Source organism: Xanthomonas sp. GW (genome assembly GCF_014236815.1).
Lineage (GTDB): Bacteria > Pseudomonadota > Gammaproteobacteria > Xanthomonadales > Xanthomonadaceae > Xanthomonas_A.
Genome location: NZ_CP051189.1, coordinates 4,498,792 through 4,525,656 on the forward strand (window position 1 = coordinate 4,498,792; position 26,865 = coordinate 4,525,656).

25 protein-coding genes and 1 pseudogene are annotated in these 26,865 nt (G+C 69.4%); 12 read left to right on the plus strand and 14 right to left on the minus strand.

What is annotated here, in order from left to right; translation table 11 throughout:
• Positions 1–239: 239 nt before the first annotated feature.
• The 5 genes and pseudogenes from HEP73_RS19385 to HEP73_RS22855 all read left to right on the plus strand — a co-directional run.
• On the plus strand, positions 240–713 hold the full coding sequence (locus HEP73_RS19385) for an SMI1/KNR4 family protein (RefSeq protein ID WP_185821189.1): 474 nt from the start codon (positions 240–242) through the stop codon (positions 711–713).
• 96 nt (positions 714–809) lie between these two features.
• On the plus strand, positions 810–1,595 hold the full coding sequence (locus HEP73_RS19390; protein ID WP_185821190.1) for a DUF72 domain-containing protein: 786 nt from the start codon (positions 810–812) through the stop codon (positions 1,593–1,595).
• Positions 1,596–2,055: 460 nt separating this feature from the next.
• The gene (treA, locus tag HEP73_RS19395) at positions 2,056–3,747 is read left to right on the plus strand and encodes an alpha,alpha-trehalase TreA (RefSeq protein WP_185821191.1); all 1,692 of its coding nucleotides are present in this window, start codon (positions 2,056–2,058) and stop codon (positions 3,745–3,747) included.
• Between the two features lie 51 nt (positions 3,748–3,798).
• The gene (locus HEP73_RS19400; RefSeq protein WP_185814135.1) at positions 3,799–4,494 is read left to right on the plus strand and encodes an AIM24 family protein; all 696 of its coding nucleotides are present in this window, start codon (positions 3,799–3,801) and stop codon (positions 4,492–4,494) included.
• Between the two features lie 155 nt (positions 4,495–4,649).
• Positions 4,650–4,781: pseudogene (locus tag HEP73_RS22855) on the plus strand (AIM24 family protein); the annotation flags it as partial.
• 215 nt (positions 4,782–4,996) lie between these two features.
• Here HEP73_RS22855 and HEP73_RS19405 read toward each other — a convergent pair.
• Both HEP73_RS19405 and HEP73_RS19410 read right to left on the minus strand, forming a co-directional pair.
• Entirely contained in the window at positions 4,997–5,770 is a 774-nt protein-coding gene (locus HEP73_RS19405; protein ID WP_185821192.1) for a lytic transglycosylase domain-containing protein, read from the minus strand.
• Between the two features lie 459 nt (positions 5,771–6,229).
• Complete coding sequence (locus tag HEP73_RS19410) at positions 6,230–7,132, minus strand: hypothetical protein (RefSeq protein WP_458309696.1); 903 nt, start codon at positions 7,130–7,132, stop codon at positions 6,230–6,232.
• 389 nt (positions 7,133–7,521) lie between these two features.
• Between HEP73_RS19410 and HEP73_RS19415 the strand changes: the two genes are divergently transcribed.
• Positions 7,522–8,301 carry a transporter substrate-binding domain-containing protein gene (locus HEP73_RS19415; protein ID WP_185821193.1) on the plus strand — a complete coding sequence of 260 codons (780 nt, stop codon included), beginning with the start codon at positions 7,522–7,524 and terminating at the stop codon, positions 8,299–8,301.
• A gap of 130 nt (positions 8,302–8,431) precedes the next feature.
• Positions 8,432–8,902: a hypothetical protein gene (locus HEP73_RS19420; protein ID WP_185821194.1), complete on the plus strand. Its 471-nt coding sequence runs from the start codon at positions 8,432–8,434 to the stop codon at positions 8,900–8,902.
• A 250-nt stretch (positions 8,903–9,152) separates the two neighbouring features.
• Here the strand turns inward: HEP73_RS19420 and HEP73_RS19425 are convergent, their stop codons facing one another.
• The 3 genes from HEP73_RS19425 to HEP73_RS19435 form a co-directional block, all read right to left on the minus strand.
• Positions 9,153–11,246, minus strand: coding sequence for an NHL repeat-containing protein (locus tag HEP73_RS19425; RefSeq protein ID WP_185821195.1), 2,094 nt, complete (start codon positions 11,244–11,246; stop codon positions 9,153–9,155).
• Positions 11,247–11,331: 85 nt separating this feature from the next.
• Complete coding sequence (locus tag HEP73_RS19430) at positions 11,332–11,883, minus strand: RNA 2'-phosphotransferase (protein ID WP_185821196.1); 552 nt, start codon at positions 11,881–11,883, stop codon at positions 11,332–11,334.
• A gap of 54 nt (positions 11,884–11,937) precedes the next feature.
• Positions 11,938–12,837 (minus strand): AraC family transcriptional regulator, encoded by a 900-nt coding sequence (locus HEP73_RS19435; protein ID WP_185814141.1) that lies wholly within the window; start codon positions 12,835–12,837, stop codon positions 11,938–11,940.
• Positions 12,838–13,143: 306 nt separating this feature from the next.
• On the opposite strand from HEP73_RS19435, the gene HEP73_RS19440 reads away from it, so the two are divergent.
• A complete protein-coding gene (locus HEP73_RS19440; RefSeq protein ID WP_185821197.1) occupies positions 13,144–13,503 on the plus strand; it encodes a hypothetical protein in 360 nt (119 codons plus the stop codon).
• Positions 13,504–13,534: 31 nt separating this feature from the next.
• On the opposite strand, the gene HEP73_RS19445 is transcribed toward HEP73_RS19440, so the two are convergent.
• The 4 genes from HEP73_RS19445 to HEP73_RS19460 form a co-directional block, all read right to left on the minus strand.
• Positions 13,535–14,446 carry a CorA family divalent cation transporter gene (locus HEP73_RS19445; protein WP_185821198.1) on the minus strand — a complete coding sequence of 304 codons (912 nt, stop codon included), beginning with the start codon at positions 14,444–14,446 and terminating at the stop codon, positions 13,535–13,537.
• A 156-nt stretch (positions 14,447–14,602) separates the two neighbouring features.
• Positions 14,603–15,982, minus strand: a complete 1,380-nt coding sequence (cycA, locus tag HEP73_RS19450) for a D-serine/D-alanine/glycine transporter (protein ID WP_185821199.1) — start codon at positions 15,980–15,982, stop codon at positions 14,603–14,605.
• A 147-nt stretch (positions 15,983–16,129) separates the two neighbouring features.
• The gene (locus tag HEP73_RS19455) at positions 16,130–16,477 is read right to left on the minus strand and encodes a hypothetical protein (RefSeq protein ID WP_185814145.1); all 348 of its coding nucleotides are present in this window, start codon (positions 16,475–16,477) and stop codon (positions 16,130–16,132) included.
• 203 nt (positions 16,478–16,680) lie between these two features.
• The gene (locus tag HEP73_RS19460) at positions 16,681–17,556 is read right to left on the minus strand and encodes a DMT family transporter (RefSeq protein WP_185821200.1); all 876 of its coding nucleotides are present in this window, start codon (positions 17,554–17,556) and stop codon (positions 16,681–16,683) included.
• Positions 17,557–17,862: 306 nt separating this feature from the next.
• On the opposite strand from HEP73_RS19460, the gene HEP73_RS19465 reads away from it, so the two are divergent.
• On the plus strand, positions 17,863–18,699 hold the full coding sequence (locus HEP73_RS19465) for a class I SAM-dependent methyltransferase (RefSeq protein ID WP_185821201.1): 837 nt from the start codon (positions 17,863–17,865) through the stop codon (positions 18,697–18,699).
• Between the two features lie 173 nt (positions 18,700–18,872).
• Here the strand turns inward: HEP73_RS19465 and HEP73_RS19470 are convergent, their stop codons facing one another.
• Positions 18,873–19,766 carry a LysR family transcriptional regulator gene (locus tag HEP73_RS19470; RefSeq protein ID WP_185821202.1) on the minus strand — a complete coding sequence of 298 codons (894 nt, stop codon included), beginning with the start codon at positions 19,764–19,766 and terminating at the stop codon, positions 18,873–18,875.
• 84 nt (positions 19,767–19,850) lie between these two features.
• On the opposite strand from HEP73_RS19470, the gene HEP73_RS19475 reads away from it, so the two are divergent.
• Both HEP73_RS19475 and HEP73_RS19480 read left to right on the plus strand, forming a co-directional pair.
• Entirely contained in the window at positions 19,851–20,690 is an 840-nt protein-coding gene (locus HEP73_RS19475) for an NAD(P)H-dependent oxidoreductase (RefSeq protein ID WP_185821203.1), read from the plus strand.
• 74 nt (positions 20,691–20,764) lie between these two features.
• On the plus strand, positions 20,765–21,856 hold the full coding sequence (locus HEP73_RS19480; RefSeq protein ID WP_185823499.1) for a DUF1615 domain-containing protein: 1,092 nt from the start codon (positions 20,765–20,767) through the stop codon (positions 21,854–21,856).
• Positions 21,857–21,885: 29 nt separating this feature from the next.
• On the opposite strand, the gene HEP73_RS19485 is transcribed toward HEP73_RS19480, so the two are convergent.
• On the minus strand, positions 21,886–22,134 hold the full coding sequence (locus HEP73_RS19485; protein ID WP_255423563.1) for a hypothetical protein: 249 nt from the start codon (positions 22,132–22,134) through the stop codon (positions 21,886–21,888).
• A 349-nt stretch (positions 22,135–22,483) separates the two neighbouring features.
• Between HEP73_RS19485 and HEP73_RS19490 the strand changes: the two genes are divergently transcribed.
• Positions 22,484–23,017 (plus strand): hypothetical protein, encoded by a 534-nt coding sequence (locus HEP73_RS19490; RefSeq protein ID WP_185821204.1) that lies wholly within the window; start codon positions 22,484–22,486, stop codon positions 23,015–23,017.
• A gap of 101 nt (positions 23,018–23,118) precedes the next feature.
• Here HEP73_RS19490 and HEP73_RS19495 read toward each other — a convergent pair whose 3' ends face one another.
• From HEP73_RS19495 to HEP73_RS19505, 3 genes are all read right to left on the minus strand, one after another.
• Positions 23,119–23,439 (minus strand): DUF3817 domain-containing protein, encoded by a 321-nt coding sequence (locus HEP73_RS19495; protein WP_185816706.1) that lies wholly within the window; start codon positions 23,437–23,439, stop codon positions 23,119–23,121.
• Between the two features lie 133 nt (positions 23,440–23,572).
• The gene (locus HEP73_RS19500) at positions 23,573–24,334 is read right to left on the minus strand and encodes an AAA family ATPase (RefSeq protein ID WP_221899359.1); all 762 of its coding nucleotides are present in this window, start codon (positions 24,332–24,334) and stop codon (positions 23,573–23,575) included.
• A 162-nt stretch (positions 24,335–24,496) separates the two neighbouring features.
• On the minus strand, positions 24,497–26,584 hold the full coding sequence (locus tag HEP73_RS19505) for a beta-galactosidase (RefSeq protein WP_185821205.1): 2,088 nt from the start codon (positions 26,582–26,584) through the stop codon (positions 24,497–24,499).
• Positions 26,585–26,865 lie beyond the last annotated feature (281 nt).

Below are 26,865 nucleotides of genomic sequence, written 5' to 3' on the forward strand. Positions count from 1 at the left end.
GCGCAGTGGTGCACACGCTGCCCGATCCCCAGTCTCGCGTTAGAGGCACGCGCACAAGCGCGTTGCCTGCAGCCGCCATCGTTGCGTGCTGCACGCATCGGTTGCTCGACATGCAAGCAGTGCAAGGTCGGGACGACGGCCACGAGCCGGTCCTTGTGGTTTCCGGGAAAGCCGGCTGATCGAGCATCCTCCTAGAAGTAGACTCGCCTCCTGGACGCGGCTGCCGATCAAAGATCGCAATGCTTGAGAACACATTCTCGGATGGCGAAGCGGCCATCACCCCAACGGACCTGGATCACCTGGAATCGGTGATTGGCAGAAAGCTGCCGACTCCCTTCAGGGAGCATTACCTCAAGTACAACGGCGGTATGCCTGAGCGAGCGTATTGGGTCGGCGAAGATGATTACGAGCCGATCGAGGTCGCCACTTTCAAACCGATCGCGCATGGCGACTACACGCTGCTGTCCAGCTACCGGTTGATGCTGCAGAAACAGGTTCTGCCCGCACGCCTGCTGCCGTTCGCGAACGACTGCGGCGGCAACTTCTTTTGCCTGGATCTGGACACGGGAGCCGTCCGCTATTTCACCACCGACACCTTCGACAGCGAGCTCAGCCCGGAACAGAACCAGGCCCACTCCGAAAGGCCGCTCTGCCCAGATTTCCTCCAGTTCGTCCAAGGGCTGATCGACGAGGAGGATGCGGAAGAGGAATGAACCGGGCAGAAAAGCGCGCATGGCCGGCAATGTCCTTCACGGCTCTTGGCCGCAGCGCTTGCTATCCCGGACACCTGTCCTCGCCTGCCACCGCCGATGCCGACCGCCTCGCCCCGCCGCCGCGCCGACGCCGCACCGCGCATCCGCGTCGGCTGCGCCGGCTGGTCGATCGCCAGCACCCAGCGCGCGCTGGTCGGCGACGGCGCAAGCCAGTTGGCGCGCTATGCCACGCGCTTCGATGCGGTCGAGATCAACTCCACGTTCTACCGCGCCCACCGCGCGAGCACCTACCAGCGCTGGGCCGACAGCGTGCCGGCGGAGTTCCGCTTCTCAGCCAAGCTGCCGCGCAGCATCACCCACGACGCGCGCCTGTCCGGCGTGGTGCCGCTGTTGCAGGCCTTTCTCGATGAAGTGGGCCACCTCGGCGAAAAGCTCGGCTGCCTGCTGGTGCAACTACCGCCGAGCCTGGCCTTCGATGCGCGCACCGCCGCCACCTTCTTCGCCATGCTGCGGCGCCGCTGGCACGGCGGCATCGCCTGCGAGCCGCGCCACGCCAGCTGGTTCTGCGCACGCGCCGAAGTCCTGTGGCAGCGCCACCGCATCGCCCGCGTCGCCGCCGATCCGGCGCTGAACGCCAGCGCCGCGCAGCCCGCCGGCACCGCGACGCCGGCCTATTGGCGATGGCACGGCACACCGCGCATCTACTACAGCGACTACGCCGACGACACGCTGCGCGGCCTGGCCGAACGCGTCGTCGCCGCCACTCCACACACGGACGAAGCCTGGGTGATCTTCGACAACACCGCGCTCGGCCACGCGCTCGACAACGCCGCCACGCTGCAGGCGCAGCTGCGCACGCTCGGCGCCGCCGCAGCCGGCTGACCGCCTCGGCGCGCCGTTTGCGCGACGAGAGCCCCTTGGAACTAGACACTCATTCGCCGCCCCTGTAGGAGCGGCTTCAGCCGCGACAAATCGTGTGTCGGCACGACACTGCCGCCGATGCAAGGCGCTCCGCTTTCGTGCACCAGCTCGGCAGGCGCATGCCAGCAGCCGACATCAGCACACTCCGCCGTCCCGCCAGCAGCCGCGGCGCCAAGCCCGACGGGCGGCAGCACCCGATTGGCCCCGCTCTTGCATCGCTTCCGGCATGCCTCCGCAATCCGCTCCGATTCAAGCCCACCGGCGCATGGCCGATATCGCCAGATCGGCCGATGGCGTCGCGCCCCGGCCGGACCGCTCCGCGCTTCCGGGTTTCGTCGGCACGCGGCCGCCACAGCCGCCAGTCACCCGCCCCCTCCTTCGGTCGTTTACCATGCCGCACGCATCCTGCTCTGGACCCGAGATGAGCCATGCCGCTCCTCCCTGTTGCACGCCGCTGCTGAGCCTGTCGCTGGGCCTGCTGCTGGGCAACTACGACACCGCCTCGGCGCAGCCCGCGCCGACCGCGATGCAGACCGCGCCCGCGCCGGCACCGCTGACTCCGGATCTGGCCTACCCCGAACTGTTCCAGGCCGTGCAGCGGCAGGAACTGTTCGACGACCAGAAGCACTTCGTCGATGCGCTGCCGCTGCGCGACCCGGCCCTGATCAACGCCGATTACCTGGCCCAGCGCCAGCAGCCGGGCTTCGACCTGCGCCGCTTCGTCGCCGCCAATTTCGAGGAATCCGGCCCGGTGCAGACCGAGGCGATCCGCCAGGACACCGGCCTGCGCGAGCACATCGACGCGCTGTGGCCGCTGCTGGTGCGGCGCCAGGTGGACGTGCCGGCGCACAGCAGCCTGCTGTCGCTGCCGCAGCCCTACGTGGTGCCGGGCGGGCGCTTCCGCGAGGTCTACTACTGGGATTCGTACTTCACCATGCTCGGCCTGGTCGAGAGCGGCGAGCGCGAACGCAGCCGGCAGATGCTGGACAACTTCGCCTACCTGATCGACACCTACGGGCACATCCCCAACGGCAACCGCAGCTACTACCTGAGCCGCTCGCAGCCGCCGTTCTTCTCGCACATGGTGCAGCTGCAGGCCAAGGTGGAAGGCGACGCGGCCTATGCGCGCTACCTGCCGCAGCTGCAGAAGGAATACGCGTACTGGATGCAGGGCGCGCAGGCGCTGGCGCCCGGCAGCGCGCAGGCGCACGTGGTGCGGCTGGCCGACGGCAGCCTGCTCAACCGCTACTGGGACGCGCGCGATACGCCGCGCCCGGAAGCCTGGCTGCACGACGTGCGCACCGCCGCCGAGGCCAAGGACCGCCCCGCCGCCGAGGTCTACCGCGACCTGCGCGCCGGCGCCGAGAGCGGCTGGGACTATTCCAGCCGCTGGCTCGGCGACCGCAAGACCCTGGCCACGATCCGCACCACCGCCATCGTCCCGGTCGATCTCAACAGCCTGCTCTACCACCTCGAAACCACCCTGGCCCTGGCCTGCGCCAAGAACCCGGGCGCGGCCGGCTGCGACACCGACTATGCGGCCCTGGCCAGCGCGCGCAAGATCGCGATGGACAAGCACCTGTGGAGCGACGCCGGCTACTACGCCGACTACGACTGGCAACAGCGCCGGCTGCGCGACCAGGTCACCGCCGCGGCGCTGTATCCGCTGTTCGTCGGCATCGCCTCGCCGGCGCGCGCCAAGCGCAGCGCCGACACCGTGCAGGCGCAGTTGCTGCGTCCCGGCGGCCTGGCCACCACCCGCCTGCATACCGGCCAGCAATGGGACGAGCCCAACGGCTGGGCGCCGCTGCAGTGGATCGCGGTCGACGGCCTGCGCCGCTACGGCCAGGACGCGCTGGCGCAGCGCATCGGCAGCCGCTTCCTGGCGCGGGTGCAGGCGCTGTTCGCGCAGCAGCACAAGCTGGTGGAGAAGTACGGCGTCGACGCCAAGGCCCAGGGCGGCGGCGGCGGCGAATACGCGCTGCAGGACGGCTTCGGCTGGACCAACGGCGTGACCCTGCTGTTGCTGGACCTGTACGCCAAATCGGCGCCCTCCGCGGCGGTGGCGCCGGCCGCGCAGCAGGCGCGGCAACCGGAGCCGGCCACGCCCTGAGTCGGCGGCCGGCGGGTATGCTGCGATCCTTGCCCATACCAAGGATCGAAGATGAGCGTACGTACCCTGGCCGAATTCCTGTCGGCCTCGCGCGAGAAGGATGCTTCCGCCGACGCGTTCGAACTGGAAAGCCCGCACCTGCTGGAAGTGCGCCTGGACGGCCTGGTCTGGGCCAAGGCCGGGGCCATGGTCGCGCGCAAGGGCGCGGTCAAGTTCACCCGCCAGGGCCTGCTGGAACAGGGCCTGGGCAACCTGTTGAAGAAGGCGGTCAGCGGCGAAGGCATGCAGCTGATGAAGATCGAGGGCCAGGGCCGCGTCTACCTGGCCGACGCCGGCAAGAAGATCACCCTGCTGCGCCTGGCCGGCGAGTCGATCTTCGTCAACGGCAACGACGTACTGGCCATCGAGGCCGGCATCGACAGCCAGATCACCATGATGCGCAGAGTCGCCGGCATGCTCTCCGGCGGCCTGTTCAACGTGCGCCTGAGCGGCCACGGCATCGTCGCCATCACCTCGCACTACGAACCGCTGACGCTGCCGGTCAATGCGCAGAGCGGCCCGGTGTTCACCGACCCCAACGCCACCGTGGCCTGGTCCGGCGGGCTGACCCCGGAGATCGTCGCCGACGTCAGCCTGGGCACGCTGCTCGGGCGCGGCTCCGGCGAGAGCATCCAGCTGCGCTTCGCCGGCGAGGGCTGGGTGGTGGTGCAGCCGTACGAGGAAGTGGCGCTGCAGGCCAAGAGCTGAGGTCGGACGCCGGAGACCGGCGCCGGCGTCGCCTGGACGCGCTGCTTGGCTGCGGCTCCGGTGAGAGCATCCAACTGCGTTTCGCTGGCGAGGGTTGGATGATGGTGCAGCCGTACGAGGAAGTGGCGCTGCAGGCAAAGAGCTGAGGCCGGGCGCCGGAGACCGGCGCCGGCGTCAGCCTGGGCACGCTGCTTGGCTGCGGCTCCGGTGAGAGCATCCAACTGCGTTTCGCTGGCGAGGGTTGGGTGGTCGTGCAGCCGTACGAAGCAGTGGCGCTGCAGGCCAGGCGCCGAGTCCTGGCACACACGGCCAGCGGCTTGCCAATGGAATGGCCGGATGCCGCGCAATGGCCGCCGGGTCGGTGCGCCCCATGCCCATGCGCTGCCGCACGCTGCGCGGACGCACCGCGGCGGCATGCGTGCGGATCCCAGGTTCGATCCTGCGTGCGTCGGCAGCGACGCGCGCGACCACGCGACCGGCAAGCGCCCGATCGCAACGCGCACTACTGCGCCGGCGTCTCCGTCTTGATCCCCATCGCCTCGCGGTAGCGCTGGTACAGCGCCATCACCTTGTCGATGTAGTCGCGGGTTTCCGCGTAGGGCGGCACGCCACGGTAGCGCGCCACGGTGCCGATGCCGGCGTTGTAGGCGGCCGCGGCGAGCGTGCGGTCGCCCTGGTAGCGGCGCAGCAGCGACTGCATGTAGCGCGCGCCGCCGGCGATCGACTGGTCGGCGGCGAACGGATCGGCCACGCCGTATTCCTTGGCCACCTCGGGCATCAGCTGCATCACGCCCTGCGCGCCCTTCGGCGACACCGCTGCCGCATCGAAGCCGCTTTCGGCATGCGCGATCGCGCGCAGCCACGGGTCGTCCACGCCGGTGGCGCGCGCCGCGGCGCGGAACTGCTTGGCGTGCATGTTCAACTGCGGCGCGCCGACCTTGCCCAATCCCGGATGCGCCGCCTCGCCCGGCGGAGTGACCGCGGTGAAGCGCAGGTACGGGCGCGACCCCGGCAGGTTGCGCGTGGAATACACCAGGCGCCCGTCCTGCTCGCGCTCGTACAGGGTGCCGCTGAACACGCCCATGCTGCCCCACAGGTTGGGCGTGGCGATCGCGGCATCGTCCAGTTCCTTGGCGGTGCAGCGCGACCCCGGCTCCGGCGCGGTCGCCAGGCTGACCGTGCCGTCGCGCACGCAGCGGTACACCGTGCGCGCCTGCGCCGCGGCGACGACGCCGCAGCACAGCAGCAGGCTCAGCAGCGTTCGGGACCAGGACATGGGGCGGCAGACAGAACCGGCGAAGGCGGGCGCGCATCATCGCGCACCGGGCGTCGGCGCGGGTGAGGACCGGCCAGCCTGCTCGTTTTGACGCGCGCCCTTGTAGGAGCGGCTTCAGCCGCGACAGGTTGCCCAAGCCGCTGCAGTCCCGGCCCCGCTCGTCGCGACTCCAACTCCGCTCGTCGCGGCTGAAGCCGCTCCTACAGGAGACTTGCGGCGAGCCGGCCGGGTGCACTGTGGGAGGGACTTCAGTCCCGACTGCTTATCAAATCGGATAGACGACCCACGCCGTTTGTCGCGGCTGAAGCCGCTCCTACAGGAGACTTGTAGCGAGCCGGCTGGGTGCACTGTGGGAGGGACTTCAGTCCCGACTGCTTCCGAGATCGGATAGCCGACCCACTCCGCCTGTCGCGGCTGAAGCCGCTCCTGCAACGGCGCGCAGCCGGGAGAGCGCCACCGCTACGGCGCGCACGCCGCCAGTTTCTGGTCGGCGTACCACAGCGCGCGCCGCGCCAGGTCGTAGGCGCTGTCGGCGGCGCGCGGCAGGGTCTGCTGCGCCAGGACCGGATCGGCGCCGTGGGCCATGGCGTTTTCCACGCGCTGCAGGTCGCCCAGATTGTCCAACACCGGCTGCAGCAGGCGGCTGCGTTGCGCCGCCGGGCAGGCCGCACGGCGCTGCTCCAGTTCGCCGATCGCCTTGCGGATGCGGCGGCTGGCTTCGCCGTCCAGGCCCGGCGCCTTTTCCAGCGCGATCGGCGCGGCCTTGTAGGCGTCGCCGGTGGCCTCGCTGCCGAGGTCGCCCGGGCGCTCGTGCAGCGCCGGGTCGAAGCGCACGTCCGGCGGCGGCCGCGCCACCGCCGACTGGTGGGTGCTCTTGGGCAGCATCTTCTTCATCGCATCGCCGATGCCCTGCATCGCCACGTCGCCCAGGGTGCCGCTGGTGGCCCAGTCCTTGTCGAAGCGGGTGCGCCGGTAGTCGATCGGGTTCGGGCGCTCGAGCAGGCGCTTGGCCTTGGCCAGGTCGCGCGGGTTGGTGGTGCCCGGCGGCGTGCCCTGCGCCTCGGCGAACGGATCCACCGCCACGCCGTCCGGCAGCCGCGCGCTGCCGTCGCGGGTGTACAGCGTGGCGCTCATCGGCGCGGCCTGGGTGGCCACGGGGGCGGCGCTGCGGGTCGGTGGCGGCAGCGGCGCTTGCGCCGCGCGCGCGGCGGCCGGCGCGCGCCGTGCCGCGGCATGCGGCGCGGACGGGGCGGCCTGCGCTTGCGGCGGCGGTGCGGCGACCGGGACCGAGCGCGGCACGAACACCAGCCGCATCGCGTCATCGGCGCGCGGCGGCGCCGCTGCCGGCGCGATCAACAGCAGGCGGCCCAGCAACAGCAGGATCAGCAGGGTGGTGGCGGCCGCGCCCAGGCGCAGCAGCCGGTCTTCCGCAGGCGCAGACGTCACGACGATCGAGATTCCATAGCGAGGTATGCGTCCACCGGAGGATTGTCTCCGGACTCCGCTATGGTGCCGTGAGTTCCTGTGCCGCAACGTGTCGGTCGGCGTCCAACACGGTCATCCACAGCCACGCGCCGCCGGACTGCAGGTGCAAAACCCCTGCCACGCTTGACGCTGCGCCCTATCGCGAGGAAACCGGCTAAGGTGGCCGGCGCTGCTGCGCCGACAGCCGGCGTACAGCCAGCGCGCACCGCTGCCCCTGTTTTTTGGAGAACGCCTGTCGTGGAAACGCATCTGCCATGCAACACCCAATGATCCGATGGCTGGGCGCCTGCCTGCTGAGCGCCGCCGCCGCACTGCCGGCCATGGCCGCGCCGTCGCACCTGGACAGCATCGCGCAGCGCGGCACACTGCGCGTGTGCACCACCGGCGATTACCTGCCCTACAGCCTGCTGCGCGCGGACGGTGGCTACGAAGGCATCGACATCGCCCTGGCGCAGTCGCTGGCGGCCAGCCTGGAGGTGCCGGTGACCTGGGTGCCCACGCGCTGGGCGACGCTGCTGCCGGACCTGCTCGCCGATCGCTGCGACATCGCCGTCGGCGGCATCTCGGTGTCGCTGCCGCGGCAGCGCCATGCCTGGTTCAGCGCCGTGCTCGACGTGGACGGCAAGATCCCGCTGCTGCGCTGCGCCGACCAGGCACGCTATCGCGACATCGCGCAGATCGATCGCGCCGAGGTGCGGGTGATCGAACCGCGCGGCGGCACCAACGAAGCCTTCGCCCGCCGCGAACTGCCGCAGGCGCGGCTGACCCTGTCCGACGACAACACCGCGATCTTCCGCGAACTGCTCGAAGGCCGCGCCGACGTGATGATCACCGACGCCTCCGAAGCGCGCTTCCAGCAGCGCCGCGTGCCCGGGCTATGCGCGGTGAATCCGCAACAGCCGCTGCAGTACAGCGAAAAAGCGTTCCTGCTGCCGCGCGACGACATGGCCTGGAAGGCCTACGTGGACCAGTGGCTGCACCTGAGCAAGGCCAGCGGCGAGTACCGCAAGGCGCAGGCGCCGTGGTTGGGGGATGCGGCGGACTAGCTTGCCGCGTGTCGCCCGCAGCCGCATTGCGCAGTACCCGCCCCCCGCGGCGATGCCATCGGTAAGGCGCTATGCTGCCAGTGCCGGCGGCGATCGCCCCGGCGGAAAAGGACATCAACAAGGGGACATCATGAAGAACCTATGGAGCGCGCTCGCGTTGGCGGGCGTCATGCTGGTGGCCGGCTGCTCGACCAATAGCGTCGTGCGACAGAGCTACAAGGCCGCGGCACCGGAGACCTACTGGTACCAGATCAAAGGCAACGAAGACACCGACGCCGAAAGCCTGGGCATGTTCCAACGCCAGCTCGACGAAAAGTTGGGCGAGGCGCATCTGCGCGGTGCCGAAGGCAGCGCCGACGCGCGCAAGATGACGATCACCATCGACCACTACTACATGCGCAGCAACGGCGCGCGTTTCTGGGCCGGCATCATGGCCGGGCGCGACAAGATCAAGAGCAAGGTCGAGGTCGCTGGCGCAGATGGCAAGACCGCCGCGCGTTTCGATGTCGAGTCGACCAATACCAGCGCCTGGGGCACTTCCGAAGGCCTGGTCGGCCGCCACGCCGAAGAAATCGTCGAACGGCTCAAGCAGTTGCAGTAAGTCGGCGTGTTCTGCGGAGGCGCAACTGGTGTCCTCCGCAAGCGATAGCTGTGCCAGACCACTTGCCATTCGCAGTGTTGTGGAAGTGACTTCAGTCGCGACGGGGTTTATCGGTAATGCCCGTCGCGCCTGAAGTCGCTCCTACAAGGGGTTGATGCCTGCAAGCCGATAAGCGCATCGGCTCCAGGCTCGTCTTCGCAGTCGGCTCAGCTGCCGTCGTGCGCGCGCATCTCGCCATGTTCCCGTGCGCCTATTCCAGCGTCACCCGCAGATCGCGATTGGCGATGGCCTGGTTGCCGCTGTAGTCGCTTGCGGTGATGCGGATCAGGTAGTCGCCGGCGGGCAGCGCGTCCGGCTGCCATCGTCCTTCGCCGATGTGGCCGTCGCGCACGGTGTTGGTCACCACGTAGCGGAAGCGGGTCGTGGCACTGCCGTGCACGGTAATGCCGCTGTCGGCGGCGTAGGCCACCTTCACTGCGTCGGCATCGGCGGGCATGCGGTCGAACTGGATGCTCGGCTGCGGCGGCTCGGCACCGGGCAGCGGCCGGCCTTGCGCATCGAGCACTTCGTAGCCCAGCGCATACAGACCGAGGCGCCGGCGCGGCAGGTTGCGATCCACCTGGTCCCAGGCCTCCACCACGATCTGCACGCCGCCGTTGCCGCGCGCCACCCGCACCCGTCCTTGCGTCGCCGGCAATGCCTGGCCGGTGCCGTCGAACAGTTCGATGCGCTGGATCTGCGGCGGGTAGTGATCGGCGTAGTCGCGGAAGCCGAGCAGCACCGCATTGCGTTCGAAGCCGTTGGCGCCAACGCTCAGGTGCACGTGCGCCATCGCGTTGATCGTGCCCAGCGCGTCGCCGGCGGCGAAGCGGGTGCCGCGCAGCACGCGCACCCGTTCCGGCGCGCCGCTGTCGTCGGCGAGCAGGTGGAAGCGCTGCGGATCCAGCGGCGTGCCCTGCGCGGTGCGGCCCACGCGCATGTGGATGTAGCCGAGCTGGTCCAGCGCCATGCCTTCGCCGAGCTTGCCCAGCGCCCAGGTCGCGCTGGCGCTGGCGACCTTGGCATCGGCGATGGCGTAGACCGTCTGCCCGACATCGCCGCGGATATCCAGGCCCGCATGCAGATGGTCGCGGCTCTCACCCTGGTAGTTGCCGCGCACCTCGCCGAGCGTGCCGACCACCTCGTGCCAGCCGTCCTGCGGGCGCAGCGGCCAACGGCCGTGGGTGGCCGGCAGCGGCTGTGCGGCGGCGGGTCCGATCACCGCGGGCGCGGCGGCGGCAGCGGCCTGCGGCGTGGTCGGCAGCAGCCGGTGCACCCGCGCGCTGCCCGCATCGGTGACGTAGACCGCGCCGTCCGCGGCCACGGTCACGCCGGCCGGACGCGCCAGGCTGGTGTCGCTGCGCTCGCCGGACAGCACCAGCACGTGCCCGGTCGAGGTGACCTGCAGCACGCGGCCGTCGTCGCTGCCGACGTAGCCGTGACCATCGAAGGTCAGGCCCAGGCTCAGCGGCCGCGATAGCGGCGAGGCCTCGCTGGCGCCGGCCAGGGTGATCACTCGCCCGTCCGGCAGCAGCTGGCGGATCGCGTTGTTGCGCAGGTCGGCGATCCACAGCACGCCGGCGCGGTCCACCTTCAGGTCGGTCGGCGTATCGAAGCACGCCTCGGCGCCCATGCCATCGGCATAGCCCGGACGTTCGCCGCCGGCGAGCGTGCGCACCTGGCCATCGCGCTCGATCACGCGGATGCGGTCGTTGTAGGTATCGGCGACGTAGACGCGCCCCTGCGCATCCACCGCCACGCCCATCGGGCCGTTGAAACGCGCCTGCGCGGCCGGGCCATCGCGGAAACCGGCGGTGCCGTCGCCGGCCAAGGTGCTCACCACACCCTGTGCGGTGAGCTTGCGGATCGCATGGTTGCCGGTATCGGCGATGTACAGCGTGCCCGCCGCGTCCACGGCGATGCCCGAGGGCGTCGCGAAGCGCGCCGTGCCGGCAGGGCCGTCCACGAAGCCTTCAGCGCTGCCGGCGATGGTGGACACCACACCGTCGCGGGCGATGCGGCGAATGCGGTTGTTGTCGCCGGCATCGGCCACGTACAGCACGCCGTGCGCATCGACCACGATGCCGTAGGGATCGGCGAAGCGTGCGCGCCCGGCGGCGCCATCGGCCAGGCCGCGCACGCCGTCGCCGGCTACCCACTGCAGCTGCGCCAGCCAACCCAGTGGTGTCGGCGCCGGCGCGCTGGAGGTGCGCGCCGCGCTGTGCGGATGTTCGCTTCGCCACCACGCCAACGACGCGAGCGATACCAGCGCCAGCAACAGCAACCACACTCCGGTCTTTCTCATGCCCTGCCCGCGCAACGAATGGTCAGGCACCTTAGGACAAAGCGCGCGGCACAGGGAAGCGCTCGCGCGCGTGTCTGGCGGCCTCCTAAGCGGCCGCACCTGCGAACTCGATGAACGGCACTGGCACCTGCGCGGTCAGCCAGACGCCGTTGTCGGCGCGATAGAACGCATGCCCGGCCTCGGCCATGGCCTGCGCGCGCACCGTCAGCACCACGGCCTGCCCGTAGCGCTGGCCGACCTGCAACGCCGTGTCGGGCGACACGGACAGGTGCACGTGCTGGCGCTGGCCCGGCAGCAACCCGTCGTGGCGGATCGCGTCCACGAACCGGGTCGCCGTGCCGTGGTACAGCTGCGGCGGTGGCTCCGCGGATGTCAGGCCCAGGTCCACCGGCAGCGAATGCCCCTGATTGGCGCGGATGCGCAGGCCATCGGCGCTGATCGCGAAACGCTGCTTGTCGCTGTGCGCCACCACCCGCTGCAGTTGCGCATGGGTCAACGGATGGGTGGGCTGCGCCAACCGCAGCAGCTCGTCGATCGAGGCCCAGCCCTGCGCATCGAGCTGCAGCCCGATCGCCTGCGGCTGGTGTCGCAACACCCAGCTCAGGAACTTGCTTGCGGTCTCGTCGGAACCGTCCATCGCAGCGGCCTCGGCCTGCACTCGGGCCGGGCACGATAGACCAGGCCGGCGCGGTCAGCCACCCAGGCCGAGCTGTTCGGCCAGGTCGTTGCGTGGCGAGCGGCCATACAGGCGGCTGTATTCGCGGCTGAACTGCGACGGGCTCTGATAGCCGACGCGATAGCCGGCCGAACCCACGTCCATCCGCTCCACCACCATCAGCCGCCGCGCCTCGCGCAGGCGCAGCTGCTTCTGGTATTGCAGCGGGGTCATCGCGGTCACCGCGTTGAAATGGTGGTGCAGCGACGAGGCGCTCATGTTCACCTGCCGCGCCAGGTCTTCGATCCGTATCGGCTCGGCGTAATGCTGGCGCAGCCACGCGATCGCCTTGGCGATGCGGTTGCTGGGGCTGTCCTCCTGCGCGATGCGCAGCAGGTTCGGGCCGCACGGACCGGTCAGCAGGCGATACAGGATTTCCTGCTCGATCAGCGGCGCCATGGCGGCGATGTCGTCCGGCTGTTCGAGCAGCCGCAGCATGCGCAGCGTCGCATCCAGCAGCGCTGCGCTGGCGGTGTTGACCGACACGCCGCGCACGCAATCGGCGCTGGCCTGCGCCGGCAACGGAATGCGTTCGAGCAGGTCGCGCAGCCTGTCCGGGCGGATCGCCATGGCCAAGCCCAGCAATGGCTGCTCCGGGCTGGCCTGGGTGATGCGCGAGACCACCGGCAGGTCCAGCGCCACCAGCAGATAGGTGCCGGCCGCGTAGTGGTATTCCTCGGCGCCCAAGCTCAGGCACTTCTCGCCCTGCACCACCAGGGCGAAGCACGGCCACTGCGCGGTGTGCGTCTTTGGCGAGGGCGCGGTGCGGTACGAACAGTACAGGCCGTCAATGGCGGTATCGCCGTCGCCGTCGGGGACGGCCAATCGGGCAATGAGGGCGGCGATTTCTTGATAGCGGTCGGCAAGCGCGGTCATCGGCGTCGGCGCGGTGGCGGGCAATCCAGGGACATACAGCTTGCCTGATGCTGCGACGGCGCGTTCGCCGCCGCGGCACGGTTTGCAGGATCGGACAAGAATTCCGCGGGATCGCGATAACGCGGCGCCGCGCCACGCTCGCATTCTGTGCAGGCCGGATCCCCCGTCGCGTCTACCGGAGTGCTCCCATGCCCGTCCTGCTCCCCTCCTCCCCCACCTGCGCGCCGATCGCCGCCGCCGCGCCCTGCCGCACCCGCACCCGTTCCCTTCACTGCGCCGCGCCGCGCAAAGCGCAGGGCTGAGCCGATGCAAGCGCATAGCGAAGCCCTGGAAATCACCACCTTCCGCCTGCAGGACTGCACCTGGCGCACCTTCCTGCGCGCCAACGCCGAGGTCGATGCCTGGCTGCAACGCCAGCCCGGCTTCCGCTCGCGGCGCATCGCGCGGCGCCGCGACGGCACCGTGGTCGACATGCTGCTGTGGGACAGCGTGGCGCACGGCACCGCCTCGGCGCGGCGGCTGATGCGCGAACTGCGCGGCGCCGCGATCCACGCGCTGATCGATCCGGACACGGTGTCCTGGGACATCGCGCCGGTGCAGCACGTCAGCGGCGAAGAGCGCGGCGACAGCGAGGCGGAAGCCGAAGCGGACAGCCTCGCCGCCTAGCAAGCGTGAGCGCCTGCACCCGCGGCCGCGCTCACACCCAGCCGCGGCGACGGAACCACGCCAGCGGCAGCACCACGCTCAGCGCGATCACGCCCAACGCCCAGTAATAGGCGTCGTGCCACTTGAGTTCGGGCATGTGCGCGAAGTTCATGCCCCAGATGCCGACCAGCACCGTCGGCGGAATGCCCACCACCGACGCCACCGCCATCACCTTCATCACGTTGTTCTGGTCCATGTTGATCATGCCCAGCACGCTGTCGAGCAGGAACTCGACGCGGTCGTCCAGGTGCTGCTCGAACTCGCTCAGGGTGACCAGGTCCTTGTGCAGCAGGACGATGCGCTTGGCCGCATCGGCGCCGAACCAGTCCGGCGCGGCACCGTCCAAATAGGTGGCCAGGCGCAGCAGGCCCTGCCCGGCGTTGTGCATGCCGCCGAGCCGCCGCCCCATGCCGCCAACCGCATTCAACATCCGCTCCAGGTCGCGCGACTTGTGCGGTTCGTCGAAGGCCATGCGGGTGGTCTCGGTGATCTCCGCTTCCAGCGCTTCCAGCCGGTCCGCCAGGCGGCCGACCACCTGATCGAGCAGGCGCAGCAGCAGATCGTCGCTGCTCCGGCACGGGTTCTTCTCCAGTTGCGCAGCCACCGCCTGCAACGAACCCATGCGCTGCTCGCGCTGGGTCACAAGCATCCGCGGCGACAGCGCGAAGCCCAGCGGCGCGGTCGGGCCGTCGTCGTCCTGGAAACGCGGCACGTTGAGGAACAGCACGTCGCCCTCGGTGCGCACCCGGCTGCTGAACTCGATCTCGCCGATCGCCGCCCGCGTGGGCAGGGCGAACCCCACCTGCCGGTCGGCCTCGGCCAGTTCCTCGGCGCTGGGCTGGCACAGGTCCACCCAGCAGAACGGTTGCGCGGGCGTTCCGGCAATGCGGTGGATCGTGATCATCGGGATCGGCTTGATGGCGGGAGGGCGCGAGCATCCTCCGCCGCGGCTGAAGCGAACGTCAACGGCGCAGGCACGCGCCGCGGCCGCCCACGCCGCGACACTGCGCCGAACAGCGCCATCGCCGCGCTATGGCCCGCCCTCGCCATGCGGCCGCGCTCAGGCGCGCGCGCCACCGCGACGCTTCAACGCATAGCCGATACCCAGCAGCAGGAACCAGGCCGGGCTGGCCAGCAACGCCTGCCGGGTGTCGTCCTGCAGGGTCAGCAACGCCAGCACGAAGGCAAAGAACGCCAGGCACACGTAGCACATGAGCACGCCGCCGGGCATCTTGAACGCCGAGGCCGCATGCAGCTGCGGGCGCTTGCGCCGGTAGGCGATATACGCGCACAGGATCAGCGACCAGACGAACATGAACAACACCGCGGCCAAGGTGGTGACCAGGGTGAAGGCGGTGACCAGGTTCGGGATCAGGTACACCAGCAGCGTGCCGCCGAGCAGGCACGCGCAGGAGAACAGCAGCCCGCGCGCCGGCACCGCCGCGCGCGACAGCCGGGCGAAGCCGCGCGGCGCATGCCGCTCCTCGGCCAGGCCGTACAGCATGCGGCTGGTGGAGAAGATGCCGCTGTTGGCCGAGGAGGTGGCCGAGGTCAGCACCACGAAGTTGATCAGGCTGGCCGCGGCCGGCACCCCGGCCAGCACGAACAGCTCCACGAACGGGCTCTTGCCCGGCACCACCTCGCGCCACGGCGTCACCGCCATGATCGCGATCAGCGCCAGCACGTAGAACACCAGGATCCGCACCGGAATCGAATTGATCGCCTTGGGCAGGTTGCGCTGCGGGTCGGCGGTCTCGGCGGCGGTGGTGCCGACCAGTTCGATGCCGACGAAGGCGAACACCGCGATCTGGAAGCCGGCGAAGAAACCGCCGATGCCCATCGGGAACATGCCGCCGTCGTTCCACAGATTGGCCAGCGACGCCACGTGCCCGGACGGCGACTGGAAGCCCCAGGCCACCAGCCCGGCGCCGGTAAGGATCAATGCGCAGATGGCGACGATCTTGATAAGCGCGAACCAGAATTCCATTTCGCCGAACAGCTTCACCGTCACCAGGTTCAGGCTCAGCAGCAACAGCACGCACAGCATCGCCGGGATCCACGGCGCCAGGCCGGGGAACCAGAACTGCGCATAGGCGGCGATCGCGATCACGTCGGCGATGGCGGTGATGATCCAGCAGAACCAGTAGGTCCAGCCGCAGAAGAACCCGGCCCACGGACCGAGCAGATCGGTGGAGAAGTCGATGAACGACTTGTATTCCAGGTTCGACAGCAGCAGTTCGCCCATCGCGCGCATCACGAAGAACAGCATCGCGCCGATGATCAGGTACACGAACAGGATCGACGGACCGGCCAGGCTGATGGTCTTGCCCGAGCCCATGAACAGGCCGGTGCCGATGGCGCCGCCGATCGCGATCAATTGCAGGTGGCGGTTGGACAGGCTGCGCTGCAGATGGTCGGGCTGGGCGGACGGGTCGGACATGGGCGCGGCCATCGGCAGGGGGCAATCGGACAACATAGTGGACCCGGCCAGCGTCCGCCAGTAGCGGCGCATTGCATGCCACCGCACGGCGGCAACCGCGGCCGCACGCTGCCATGCACCGCGCAGCGCCCGGCCGCGGTATCGCGATCACACCGGCTTGGCGCCCTGGCCCAGCGCCACGAAACTGAAGTCGCGATCGGATTGCGCGCCGTTGCCGTCGCCGGTCTTGATCAGCACCTGCCGTGCGTCGATGCGGATGATGACCGCGTTGTCGCGGGTGTCGCCGTCGCCGCCGTAGATCTGGGTGATGGCGGCGCCGCCCAGGGTCTCGAACGCCGGCTGGAACGACAGCAGATAGTGTCCGGTGCCGGTCCGCGCCACCGAGAAGCCGCTGCCGTTGCGGATCTGGCCGTTGCCCGCCACCACGCCTGCCACCACGCGGCCCGAAGGCCCCTGGACGAAGCCGATCGCCTCGCCCGCCAATTCGTTGATCATGAAAATCTCCAGATTCGATGGAAGAAAAGAACCGGCGCCGCGCGCCCATGCCGTGCCTCGTCCGTGAGAGGCCAGCATCGGCACGGCGCGCACGGCGCACCATCGGGGATTTGCTGATCGCGTGCGGTCTGCGCACTGAGGCGGTGCGGCGCAGCGCCGCAGCGGAGCGAGCGCCAGCGCGGACCGCGCGCGGCGCCGGCGGCTCACACGATCTTGGTGCGCCGCCACCACTGCGTGACTTTTTCCTCGCGCACCAGGGTGAACAGGCCGGCGCCCAGGATCAGCGCGATGCCGACCAGCATCGGCCAGTCAAGGTGATCGTGGAACAGCAAGTAGCCGAAGCCGATCGCCCACAGCATCTGGCTGTACTGGGTCGGCGCCACCGCGCTGACCGGCGCCAGCCGCGACGCATACATCAGGAAGATCGCCGCCAGGCCGGCGAGCAGGCCATAGCCGGCCAGCAGCACCCATTGCTGCCAGGTCGGCCACACGAAGGTCGGCAGCATCAGCAGCGCGCCCATCAGCAACGGGCCGAGCACGCCGGCGCCGTACAGGGTCAGGCGCTTCTCGCCCGGCCCGGCCATGCGCAGGCTGATCACCGACACCGCTCCGACCAGGCCGCAGACGATGGCCGCGACATGGCCCTGGCTCAGATGCCGGAAGCCGGGCCGCAACACGATCAGCACGCCGACGAACCCGACGATCACCGCCAGCCAGCGCCGCCAGCGCACTTCCTCCTTGAGCAGCAGCACCGACAGCACGGTGACGAAGATCGGCATCAGGAAGATCAGCGCGAACGCCTCGGCCATCGGCAACAGGGTGAACGCGGTGACCGCCGACAGATTGCCGACCGCGCCGGTGAACGCGCGCAGCAGCCAGATGCTGGGACGCTGCGCCACCACCACCTCGCGCCAGCGGTCGCCGCGCTTCTTCAGGAACGGCAGCGCGGCGAGCATCAGCAACGCGCCGAAGAACACCACCTCGTAGGCCGGCAGCGTGCCCTCCAGGCCCTTCACGAACGCATCGCTGATCGAATAGGCGGCATAGCAGGCGAAACCGAGCAGCACACCTTTGAGCATCGCGGATCCTGGCAGCTGGCGCCGCGCGCGGCGTCGGCCATTGGGGGGGAGGACGGCGCCATTATGCGTCGCCATCGCCACGGCCACCATGACGGTTCGCCGCAACTAGCACGCGCGCGAGCCACGTGCCGCTGCGGATTGCGCCGTCGTTGCCGACGAGTACTGTGCGACGCATTCCGACGCCGCATGCCTGGCACGCCACGGCCGCGCCGGCGCAGGACTTCGCCGCGGGCCTCGGTTACGATGCCCTCCCCCGTACCGACGACCCGGCCTCGCGCAGCGCGCGCTGGCATCGCCTCCCTCGACGTGACCCATTCCTCCGGCCCCCTGCTGACCCGCCCGCTCGCCGACGCGCTGCTTGCCGCACGCGATGGCGGCGCCGCCACCTGGACCGGGTCGCTGGATCTGCAGCGCAGCGAAGGCCAGGCCGTGCTCGACGCGGAAAGCTGGCAGTGGCGCGGGCAGGCGTATCCGTATCCGCCCAAGCTCAAGGACCGCACGATCTACCATTGGGATGGCGAGGACTTCGCGCCGGTGTCGCGCTTCGGCGGCGCGCTGATCAAGCTGGTTCCGACCGAATGGGGCGCGCCGACCTTCGAGATCGACGGCATCAAGATGCTGCCGAGCGCGCAGCTGTCGCCGTTCGAGGACGCGCGGCGCAAGGTGGCGCTGATCGAGCCGCGTGGCAAGCGGGTGCTCGACACCTGCGGTGGGCTGGGCTATTTCGCCGCCTGCGCGCTGGAGGCCGGCGTGGCGCAACTGCACTCGTTCGAGAAGAACGCCGACGTGCTGTGGCTGCGCACGCTCAATCCGTGGTCGCCGGATCCGGCGGCCAGCGAGGGTCGCCTACAGCTGACGCATGCCGACGTCGCCGAGGCCATCCTCGCCATCGCCAGCGATTCGATGGATGCGCTGCTGCACGACCCGCCACGCTTCGGCATCGCCGGCGAGCTGTACTCGCAGGCGTTCTACGACCAGCTCGCGCGGGTGCTGCGCCGCGGCGGGCGACTGTTCCACTACACCGGCAGCCCGAACAAGCTGACCAGCGGCCGCGACGTGCCGCGCGAGGTGGCCAAGCGCCTGGAGAAGGCCGGCTTCCGCGCAGAACTCGCGCTGGACGGCGTGCTGGCGACACGCCGCTAGCCCATCCCGATTCGGTTGCAGAAGCGGCCGGCTCATTCTTGCGACACCCGCAAGCTAGCCGCACGCCCTTGTAGGAGCGGCTTCAGCCGCGACAGACACCCCATCGCGATCGATGCCCCGGCACAGCTCCACAACACATAAACCGCCGAAAGAACGCCACCAACAGTCGATCCTCACACCGAAGCAGCAATCCGCTCGCGCAACCAGCGATGCGCCGGATCGCGGTGCACGCGTTCGTGCCAGAGCATGGCCATCTCGTAACCGGCCACGGCGACCGGCGGCGCGCAAACCTTCAGCCCGGAATGCGCGCGCACCAGCCGCGACGGCAGCATCGCCACCAGATCGGTACGCAGCAGCGCGTCGATGACGAACAGGAAATGCGGCACCGACAGCACCACCCGGCGCTGCAGCCCACGCGCGTGCAGCGCCGCGTCGGTGACACCGCTGAAACCGCCGCCGTCCGGCGACACGATTACATGTTCGAGCTTGCAGAATTGCGCCAGCGTCGGCCGCCGCTGCAGCCGCGGATGTCCAGCGCGACCGACCAGCACATAGTCTTCGGCGAACAGCGTGCGTTGGCGCAGGTTCGGCGGCGCGCCATCGCGGGTATGCAGGGCCAGGTCGATCTCGCCCTGCTCGGCCTGGCGCGTGATCTGCAACGGCGCCATTTCCAGCACCGCCAATCGCGTGCCCGGCGCCTCGCTGCGCAGCGCGGCCAGCGCCGGCAGCAGGATGGTCGATTCGCCATAGTCGGTCGCGGCCACGCGCCAGCTATTGCTAGCCTGCGCGGGGTCGAACGGCGCATCCGCCGCCACCGCGCGCTGCAGCGCCTCCAGCGCCTGCCGCAGCGGCGCGCGCAAAGCCTCGGCGCGTGCGGTCGGGCGCATGCCGCGCGGCCCGGGCAGCAGCAGCGGATCGTCCAGCGCCTCGCGCAGCTTGGCCAGATGCACGCTGACCGAGGGTTGCGACAGATGCAGGCGCTCGGCGGCGCGGGTCACGTTGTGCTCGGCGAGCAGCGCGTCCAGGGTCAGCAGCAGGTTCAGGTCCAGGCGTCCGAAATTAAGCATGGTTATAGCTGGAATTCCTGTAATTCATTTCAACTATAGCTGGCTACGACCTACCTTGGCTGCATCCCATTGCCGAGGTCGCCCATGAACGTGTTGCTGGTCTATGCCCATCCCGAACCCACATCGCTCAACGGCGCGCTCAAGGACTTCGCCGTGCAACGCCTGCAGGCCGCCGGGCACCATGCGCAGGTATCGGACCTATATGCGATGCAGTGGAAGCCGACGCTCGACGCGCAGGACAGCCTGGACGGCGCGTCCGGCGACCGCTTCGATCCGTCGCTGGACTCCCAACGCGCCTTCGCCAACGGCCGCCAGAGCGCCGACATCGCCGCCGAGCAGGACAAGCTGCGCTGGGCCGACGCCGTGCTGCTGCAGTTCCCGCTGTGGTGGTTCTCGATGCCGGCGATCCTGAAAGGCTGGGTGGACCGCGTCTATGCGTATGGCTTCGCCTACGGCGTCGGCGAACATTCCGACCTGCGCTGGGGCGACCGCTACGGCGAGGGCACGCTGGCCGGCAAGCGCGCGATGCTGATCGTCACCACCGGCGGCTGGGAATCGCACTACGCGCCGCGCGGCATCAACGGCCCGATCGACGATCTGCTGTTCCCGATCCAGCACGGCATCCTGCATTACCCGGGTTTCGACGTGCTGCCGCCATTCGTGGTCTATCGCAGCAGCCGCATGGATGCGGACCGGTTCGCACAGATCCGCGACACGCTCGGCCAACGCCTGGACACGCTGTGGAGCGCCGCGCCGATCGCGTTCCGCAAGCAGAACGGCGGCGACTATGCGATCCCGGAGCTGACGCTGCGGCCGCAGGTCGCCCAGGGCCAGGCCGGGTTCGCGGCGCATGTGATGGGACCCGAGCAAGAGCGTGCCGCAGCGGCAGCGCCCGCGCACGACCAGCGGATCGCTCAGACATGAAGCGCAGCGTGGGACGGTAGGATGGCGCGTGCGGCGAATGCGCCGCGCCTGCCTTTGGAGCTCAGCTGCACGTGATCGCATCCACATCCGCCCGCCTGCTCGCCCTGTGCGCCACCCTGCTGCTCGGCGCCTGCGCCACACAGACACCGCGCGCGCCCGAGCGCACGCCGACCGAGATCAAGGCCGACATCGCACGGCGCATCCCGGCCGCGATCCCCGACCGCAGCGGCTGGGCCAACGACGTGTACGTGGCGCTGTCCTCGCAGGAACTGGCCACCAGCGCCGACAACATCTGCGCGGTGCTGGCGGTGATCGAACAGGAATCCACCTACCAGGCCAACCCGCCGGTGCCCGGCCTGGGCAAGATCTCGCGCGCCGAACTCGGCCGCCGCGCGTCGGCATTGCATGTTCCTAAGTTCATGCTCGACGCCGCGCTGGCGGTGAATTCACCGAATGGCCGCAGCTACGGCGAACGCATCGCCGCCGCGCGCACCGAACAGGAACTGAGCGCCATCTTCGAAGACTTCGCCAGCAGCGTGCCGCTGGGCCAGCGCCTGTTCGGCGACCTCAACCCGGTGCATACCGGCGGGCCGATGCAGGTGAGCATCGCCTTCGCCGAGGCGCATACCGATGGCTATCCGTACCCACTGCAGGACACGGTACGCCACGAGGTGTTCGGCCGCCGCGGCGGCGTGTGGTTCGGCACCCGTCATCTGCTCGGCTACCCGAGCGACTACGACGCGCTGCTGTATCGCTTCGCCGACTTCAACGCCGGCTGGTACGCCAGCCGCAATGCGGCGTTCCAGGCGGCATTGGCGAAGGCCAGCGGAAGCACCCTGGCCCTGGACGGCGATCTGCTGATTCCCGGCAGCGACCTCGACCAGCCCGGCGCCACCGAACGTGCGGCACGCAGCCTGGGCTCGCGCCTGGCGCTGGACGACAAGGACATCCGCCGCGCCCTGCAGCGCGGCAACGCCGCCGATTTCGGCGACACCGCACTCTACCGCAAGGTGTTCGCGCTGGCCGAACGCAACGCCGGCAAGCCGCTGCCGCGCGCGATCCTGCCCGGCATCACCCTGGAAAGCCCGAAGATCACCCGCACCCTCACCACCGCCTGGTTCGCGCAGCGCGTCGCCGAACGCTGGCGCCGCTGCATGGGCAAGTGACCGCAGCGGCATGTCCCGCCGCCGGCGCGCTATTTCGGCTTGTCCAGCACCAGGAACACCCACGCGATGGCCACGGCCAGCAACAGCAACAAGACGGTGAAAACCCCGTCCCATGCCATCCAGAACCAATAGCGCCCGGGATCGACGTCCAGCAGATACACCTGGGGCGAGCCGAAGCGCGATCCGCTCGTGTACACGCCGCTCAGCAACGCCTTCACCAGCAGGTAGAGCTTCAACAAGGCGCTCGCCGCCGCCAGCGCGACGACCAACAGCGACACCGGCCAACGCAACCAGGCGGGCAGACGGCGGCCGGATCTGTGCGCAGCTGCGCTCCCATGTTGCCGTCGTCGACGCTTTCCCATCTTTTCCACTGCCTGCGTTGATGGCCTGCATTCTAGAGCCGCCGCAGCGGCTGGCGCGCGCAAACTGCGCCGGCGCAGCGATGCCGCTATACTTGCCGCGCATCGCTTGCGCAGAACGCGTTACCGGCCCGGACTGCCGCCATTGCACCCATCAAGGATGATCGCGCCGGCCTCGCCCCGGCATGCCGCACGCGTCGATTTCCTTGCCTTGCGCTCCCATGCCGGTCGCCCAGCGGGTAGCGCGTTCCCACCAAGGAAACTCCTCTTGAAAAATCTCCTCACCCTCGTCCTGCTGGCCCTGTGCGTAGCTGCGCTGTCCGCCTGCGATCCCACCACCGGCAAAAAGAACATGTCGCCGGAGGACTACCTGACCTACAACGTCTCGGCCTGGAACGGCGTCACCTCGGTGACCGAGCCGTGGATCGGCGGCGAGCGCGGCGAGCAGCTGCTGGCCGATGCGAGCGAACTGAAGTCGATGCAGCCGCACCGCAACGCGCTGAACAATCCGCGCAAGCAGGTCGCAAGTTCCAACACGGGCTACGAAGGCTTCGGCATTCCCGAAGACGCGCAGGACATGGACGCCAAGCTGAAGGCCTACTACAAGAAGACCGACACGGTGCTGGCGACGCTGCAGGAAATAACCGCGCTGCCCGACGGTTACACCGAAGCGCAGGTGCAGCCGCTGCTGGAACGGCTGAACACCGAATCGGACGCCCTCGACAAGGAAGCGACGGCGCTGGACGCCGCGCAGAATGCCTACGCCAAGAAGCACCGCATCCATCTGGTGACCAGCGGCTGAGCCTGCGGCGCCAATGGACAAGAAAAAAGCGGCCTCCGGGCCGCTTTTTTTGTTTGCGCCGAGCAGAAGAGCCGAGCGGCGCGTGATCGGCACTATTGCCGCTATCGCACCACGCCCTGCCGCGGCAAGCCGAGCAAACCGATGCGGCGGAACCACATTTCCAGCGGCACCGTGACCAGCGGCGGCAATGCCGCCAGCAGACTCAGCAGCCACGCCCACCACGGCCAGCGCAGGCGCACCGCAGCGATCACGCTCGCGACCAGGTAGACCAGGAACGCCACCCCGTGCAGGCGGCCGAACAGCCACACGCCCAGTTCGGTGGTCTGGGTGCCGTACTTGAGCAGCATGCCGAGCAGCAGGCCGGCCCAGGTCAGGCCCTCGAAGAAGGCGGCGGCGGCGAACAGCCGGCCGACAGGCGAAATCGGATGGGAAGGCACAGGCAACTCCAGTGGGAAGGAAGACGCCGCGACGCGATGGCGGCGGCGACGCCCGCTGGCGCCATCATTCTACAGGCCCGGCGCCGGCCCTCGGCGCTTGGCCGCGGCGAATACGGCTTCACTCGTCGTCGAGCAGCGTGTCCAGCATGCGCTGCGGTTGCTCCAGGAACGCGCGCGTCAGCCGGTAGTGCTCGGTGTCGCGGTATGCCACGCGCTGCAAGCCATCCTCGCCGATCTGCAGGATGTCCGCGTGCGGGTACGCCATCAGGATCGGCGAATGCGTGGCGATCACGAATTGCGAGCGCTGTTGCACCAGCTGATGCAGCCGCGTCAGCATCGCCATCTGCCGCGACGGCGACAAGGCCGCCTCCGGCTCGTCCAGCACATAGAACCCGTTGCCGCCGAAGCGGTGCAGCATCAGCGCGAAGAACGACTCGCCGTGCGACTGCGCGTGCAGCGATACGCCGCCGTAGCTGTCGATGACGGGAGCACCGAACGATGGCGCCCCATCCAGGCGCTCGATCTCACTGGCCACATTGTAGAAACTCTCCGCGCGCAGGAAAAACCCATCGCGCGCACGGCGGCCGCTGCGGCCCAGGCGCAAGGCGTCGTGCAGGTTGGAATGCGACGCCAGCGTGCTGAAGTTGAAATTCCTGGTCCCGCCCTCGGCATTGAAACCCCAGGCCACCGCGATCGCTTCCAGCAGGGTCGACTTGCCACTGCCGTTCTCGCCGACGATGAAGGTCACCTTCGGATGGAAGCGCAGCACGCCCAGGTTGCGCACCGCCGGCAGCGAATACGGCCAGGCCTGCATCGAGGGCACGCGGTCCTCCTTCAGCGTGACATCCATCAGATAGTGCTCGGCATCGATCGCGCGCACGGGTTCCCTCCCGGCCGGCGGTAGGCCGGCACCACCGCGCCAAGTGTCGCGGCGACGCGCGCTGCGTGCAATGCGCGCGCACCACCAGGGCCGTTCCTTGCGCCGATCCGCGCTACGCGCACGGATCGGCCGCACGGCGTCAGCCGTGCATCGCAACCGCGCTCATCGGCGATCGTCCAGCACCGCCACGCCCTCCGGCGCCAGCTGCACCACGTCGCTGGCCGCACCCGCGCCCAGCAGCGAGCGCATCGGCGCCGGCAGACGCACCTGCTGCGCATCGCTGCCATGGTTGATCAGCACCAGCACGTGGCGGCGGCCGTCGCTGCGCACGCCGACCTCCACGTCCTCGGGCACGTCCGCCAGCGGCGCGCGCACCTGCGCATCGCGCAGCCAGTCGCTGGTGAGGCGATCCAGGGTGGCGTCGTCGAGCCAGGCGCCGACATAGCTGATACGGCCCTTGCCGACCCGCCGGGTCAGCACCGCCGGCTCGCCGTCCAGCCAGCCGTTGGCCTGGCCGTAGCGCAACGGCACCTCGGTCTGCGCCGTACGCGCCTGCAGCTGCTCGGCCCAGATCTTCGCACTGCCCTCGCCCGCCGCACCGGCGACCGGGATCGGCTTGTCCAGCGCATAGAACTGCTGCACGCGGCCACCGAGCAGCTCGCCGAGCGGACCGGGCTGGCGCTGCGGCTGCAGGCCGTTGTCGGCGTTCTTCATCGCGCTGCGCGGGCCCAGCACCAGATGCCCGCCGCGTTCGACATAGGCCTTCAGCCGCTGCGCCTGCGCCTCGCTGAGCACGTTGAGCGACGGCGCGACTACCAGCTTGTAGCCGTCCAGCGGCGCCAGCGCCGAGACCACATCGACCACCTGCGCCTGCTGCCGCAGCGGCCGGTAGAACGACTTCATCTGCACGACCGGATCGAAGTCGGCCGAATGCTTCTGGAAACCCAGCGCCCAGCGGCTGTCGAAGTCGTTGATCAGCGCCACGTCCGCGTGCGGCGTGGTGCCCGCCAGCGCCGCGCCGGCCTTGGCGAACTCCGCGCCGACCTGCTGGATCTCCGCATACACCGGCACCGGCTCGCCATCGGCGCCAACCAGGGTACCGTGGTATTCCTCCTGCCCGTTCGGCGCCGCGCGCCACTGCCAATATGCGACCGCATCGGCGCCATGCGCCACCGCCTGCCAGGCCATCGCCCGCACCTGGCCCTTGCGCAACGCCACGTTGGTCGCGCGCCAGTTGACGAAGCCCGGCTGCGTTTCCATCACCCAGTAGTTGCGCTGCTTGTAGCCGCGGGTGAGATCGTGGCGCGCCGCGTTGTCCACCCAGTCGTAGCGCTCGCCGGCGACGTAGTCGTCCCACGCGGCGATGTCGAGCACATCGTGCACCTTGTACGCGTCGAAGCCGGCGAACCAGCCCATGGTGTTGGTGGTGATGAACTGGCGCGGATCGGCATGTGGGCGGATGGCGTCGATCTGGTTGCGCGAGTAGTCCGTCCAGGTGTCGCTGACGAAGCGCTTCCACTCCAGCAGCAGCGCCGGATTCTGCCCGTCCTCGTGCACCGGGATCTGCACGAAGTCGTTGTAGGTCTGGCTCCAGTACGCGGCGGCCCAGCGCCGGTTCAGTTCCTCGATGCTGCCGTACTTGCGCTGCAGCCAGGCATGGAACTGCGCCTTGGCCTCCGGATCGAACGAGGCCTGCGCGTATTCGTTGTCCAGCTGCCAGCCGACCACATGCGGATTGCGGCCGTAGCGCTGTGCCATCTGCTCGGCGATGGCATGGGCGAAACGGCGATAGCGCGCACTGGCGAAGGAGAATTGCTGGCGGTTGCCGTGCTCGTCGCGCACGCCGTCCTGGCCGACGCGCAGTGTGTCCGGATAGGCCTGGGTCAACCACGCCGGCGGCGCCGCGGTCGGCGTACCGAGCACCACCACGATGTGGTGCCGCGCGGCCGCGGCGATGGCGCGATCCATCCAGGCGAAATCGTATTGGCCCTCGCGCGGCTCCATGCGACTCCATGCGAACTCGCCGATCCGCACCACGCGCACGTGCGCCGCCTCCATCAACGCCAGGTCGTGCTCCCACTGCGCCTCCGGCCATTGTTCCGGATACCAGGCCACGCCCAGCAGCAACGGCGCGGCATCGGCGTAGCGCGTGGCCTGCGCATGCGCAGCGGGAATCGCCGCCGCAAGAGCGAACAGCGTGCCGAACGACAGCGCGATCGCGCGCTGCAGAAACCAGGAAGGCGATGGCATAGACAGACTCGTCGATAGAGGGAAGGACGGCCGGTGAAACGAGCGGCCGCCAACAGCCATTGTGCACGCATGCACTACGCGCGCACTTGCGCAACTTGCCGAACCTGGATGCGCAACTGTGCACAAAATCGGCAGTACCGCGGTTTTGCGCGGCACAGGATTGCGCGGCGCAGCATCAGGCGTCTTGCAAAGCTCCGGCATGCACACGCACACATGATGCCTCGCAGATAGGCACGCACCATGCTCAGCCTGTGCAGCAGTCGCGGCATCTCCGATCGGCA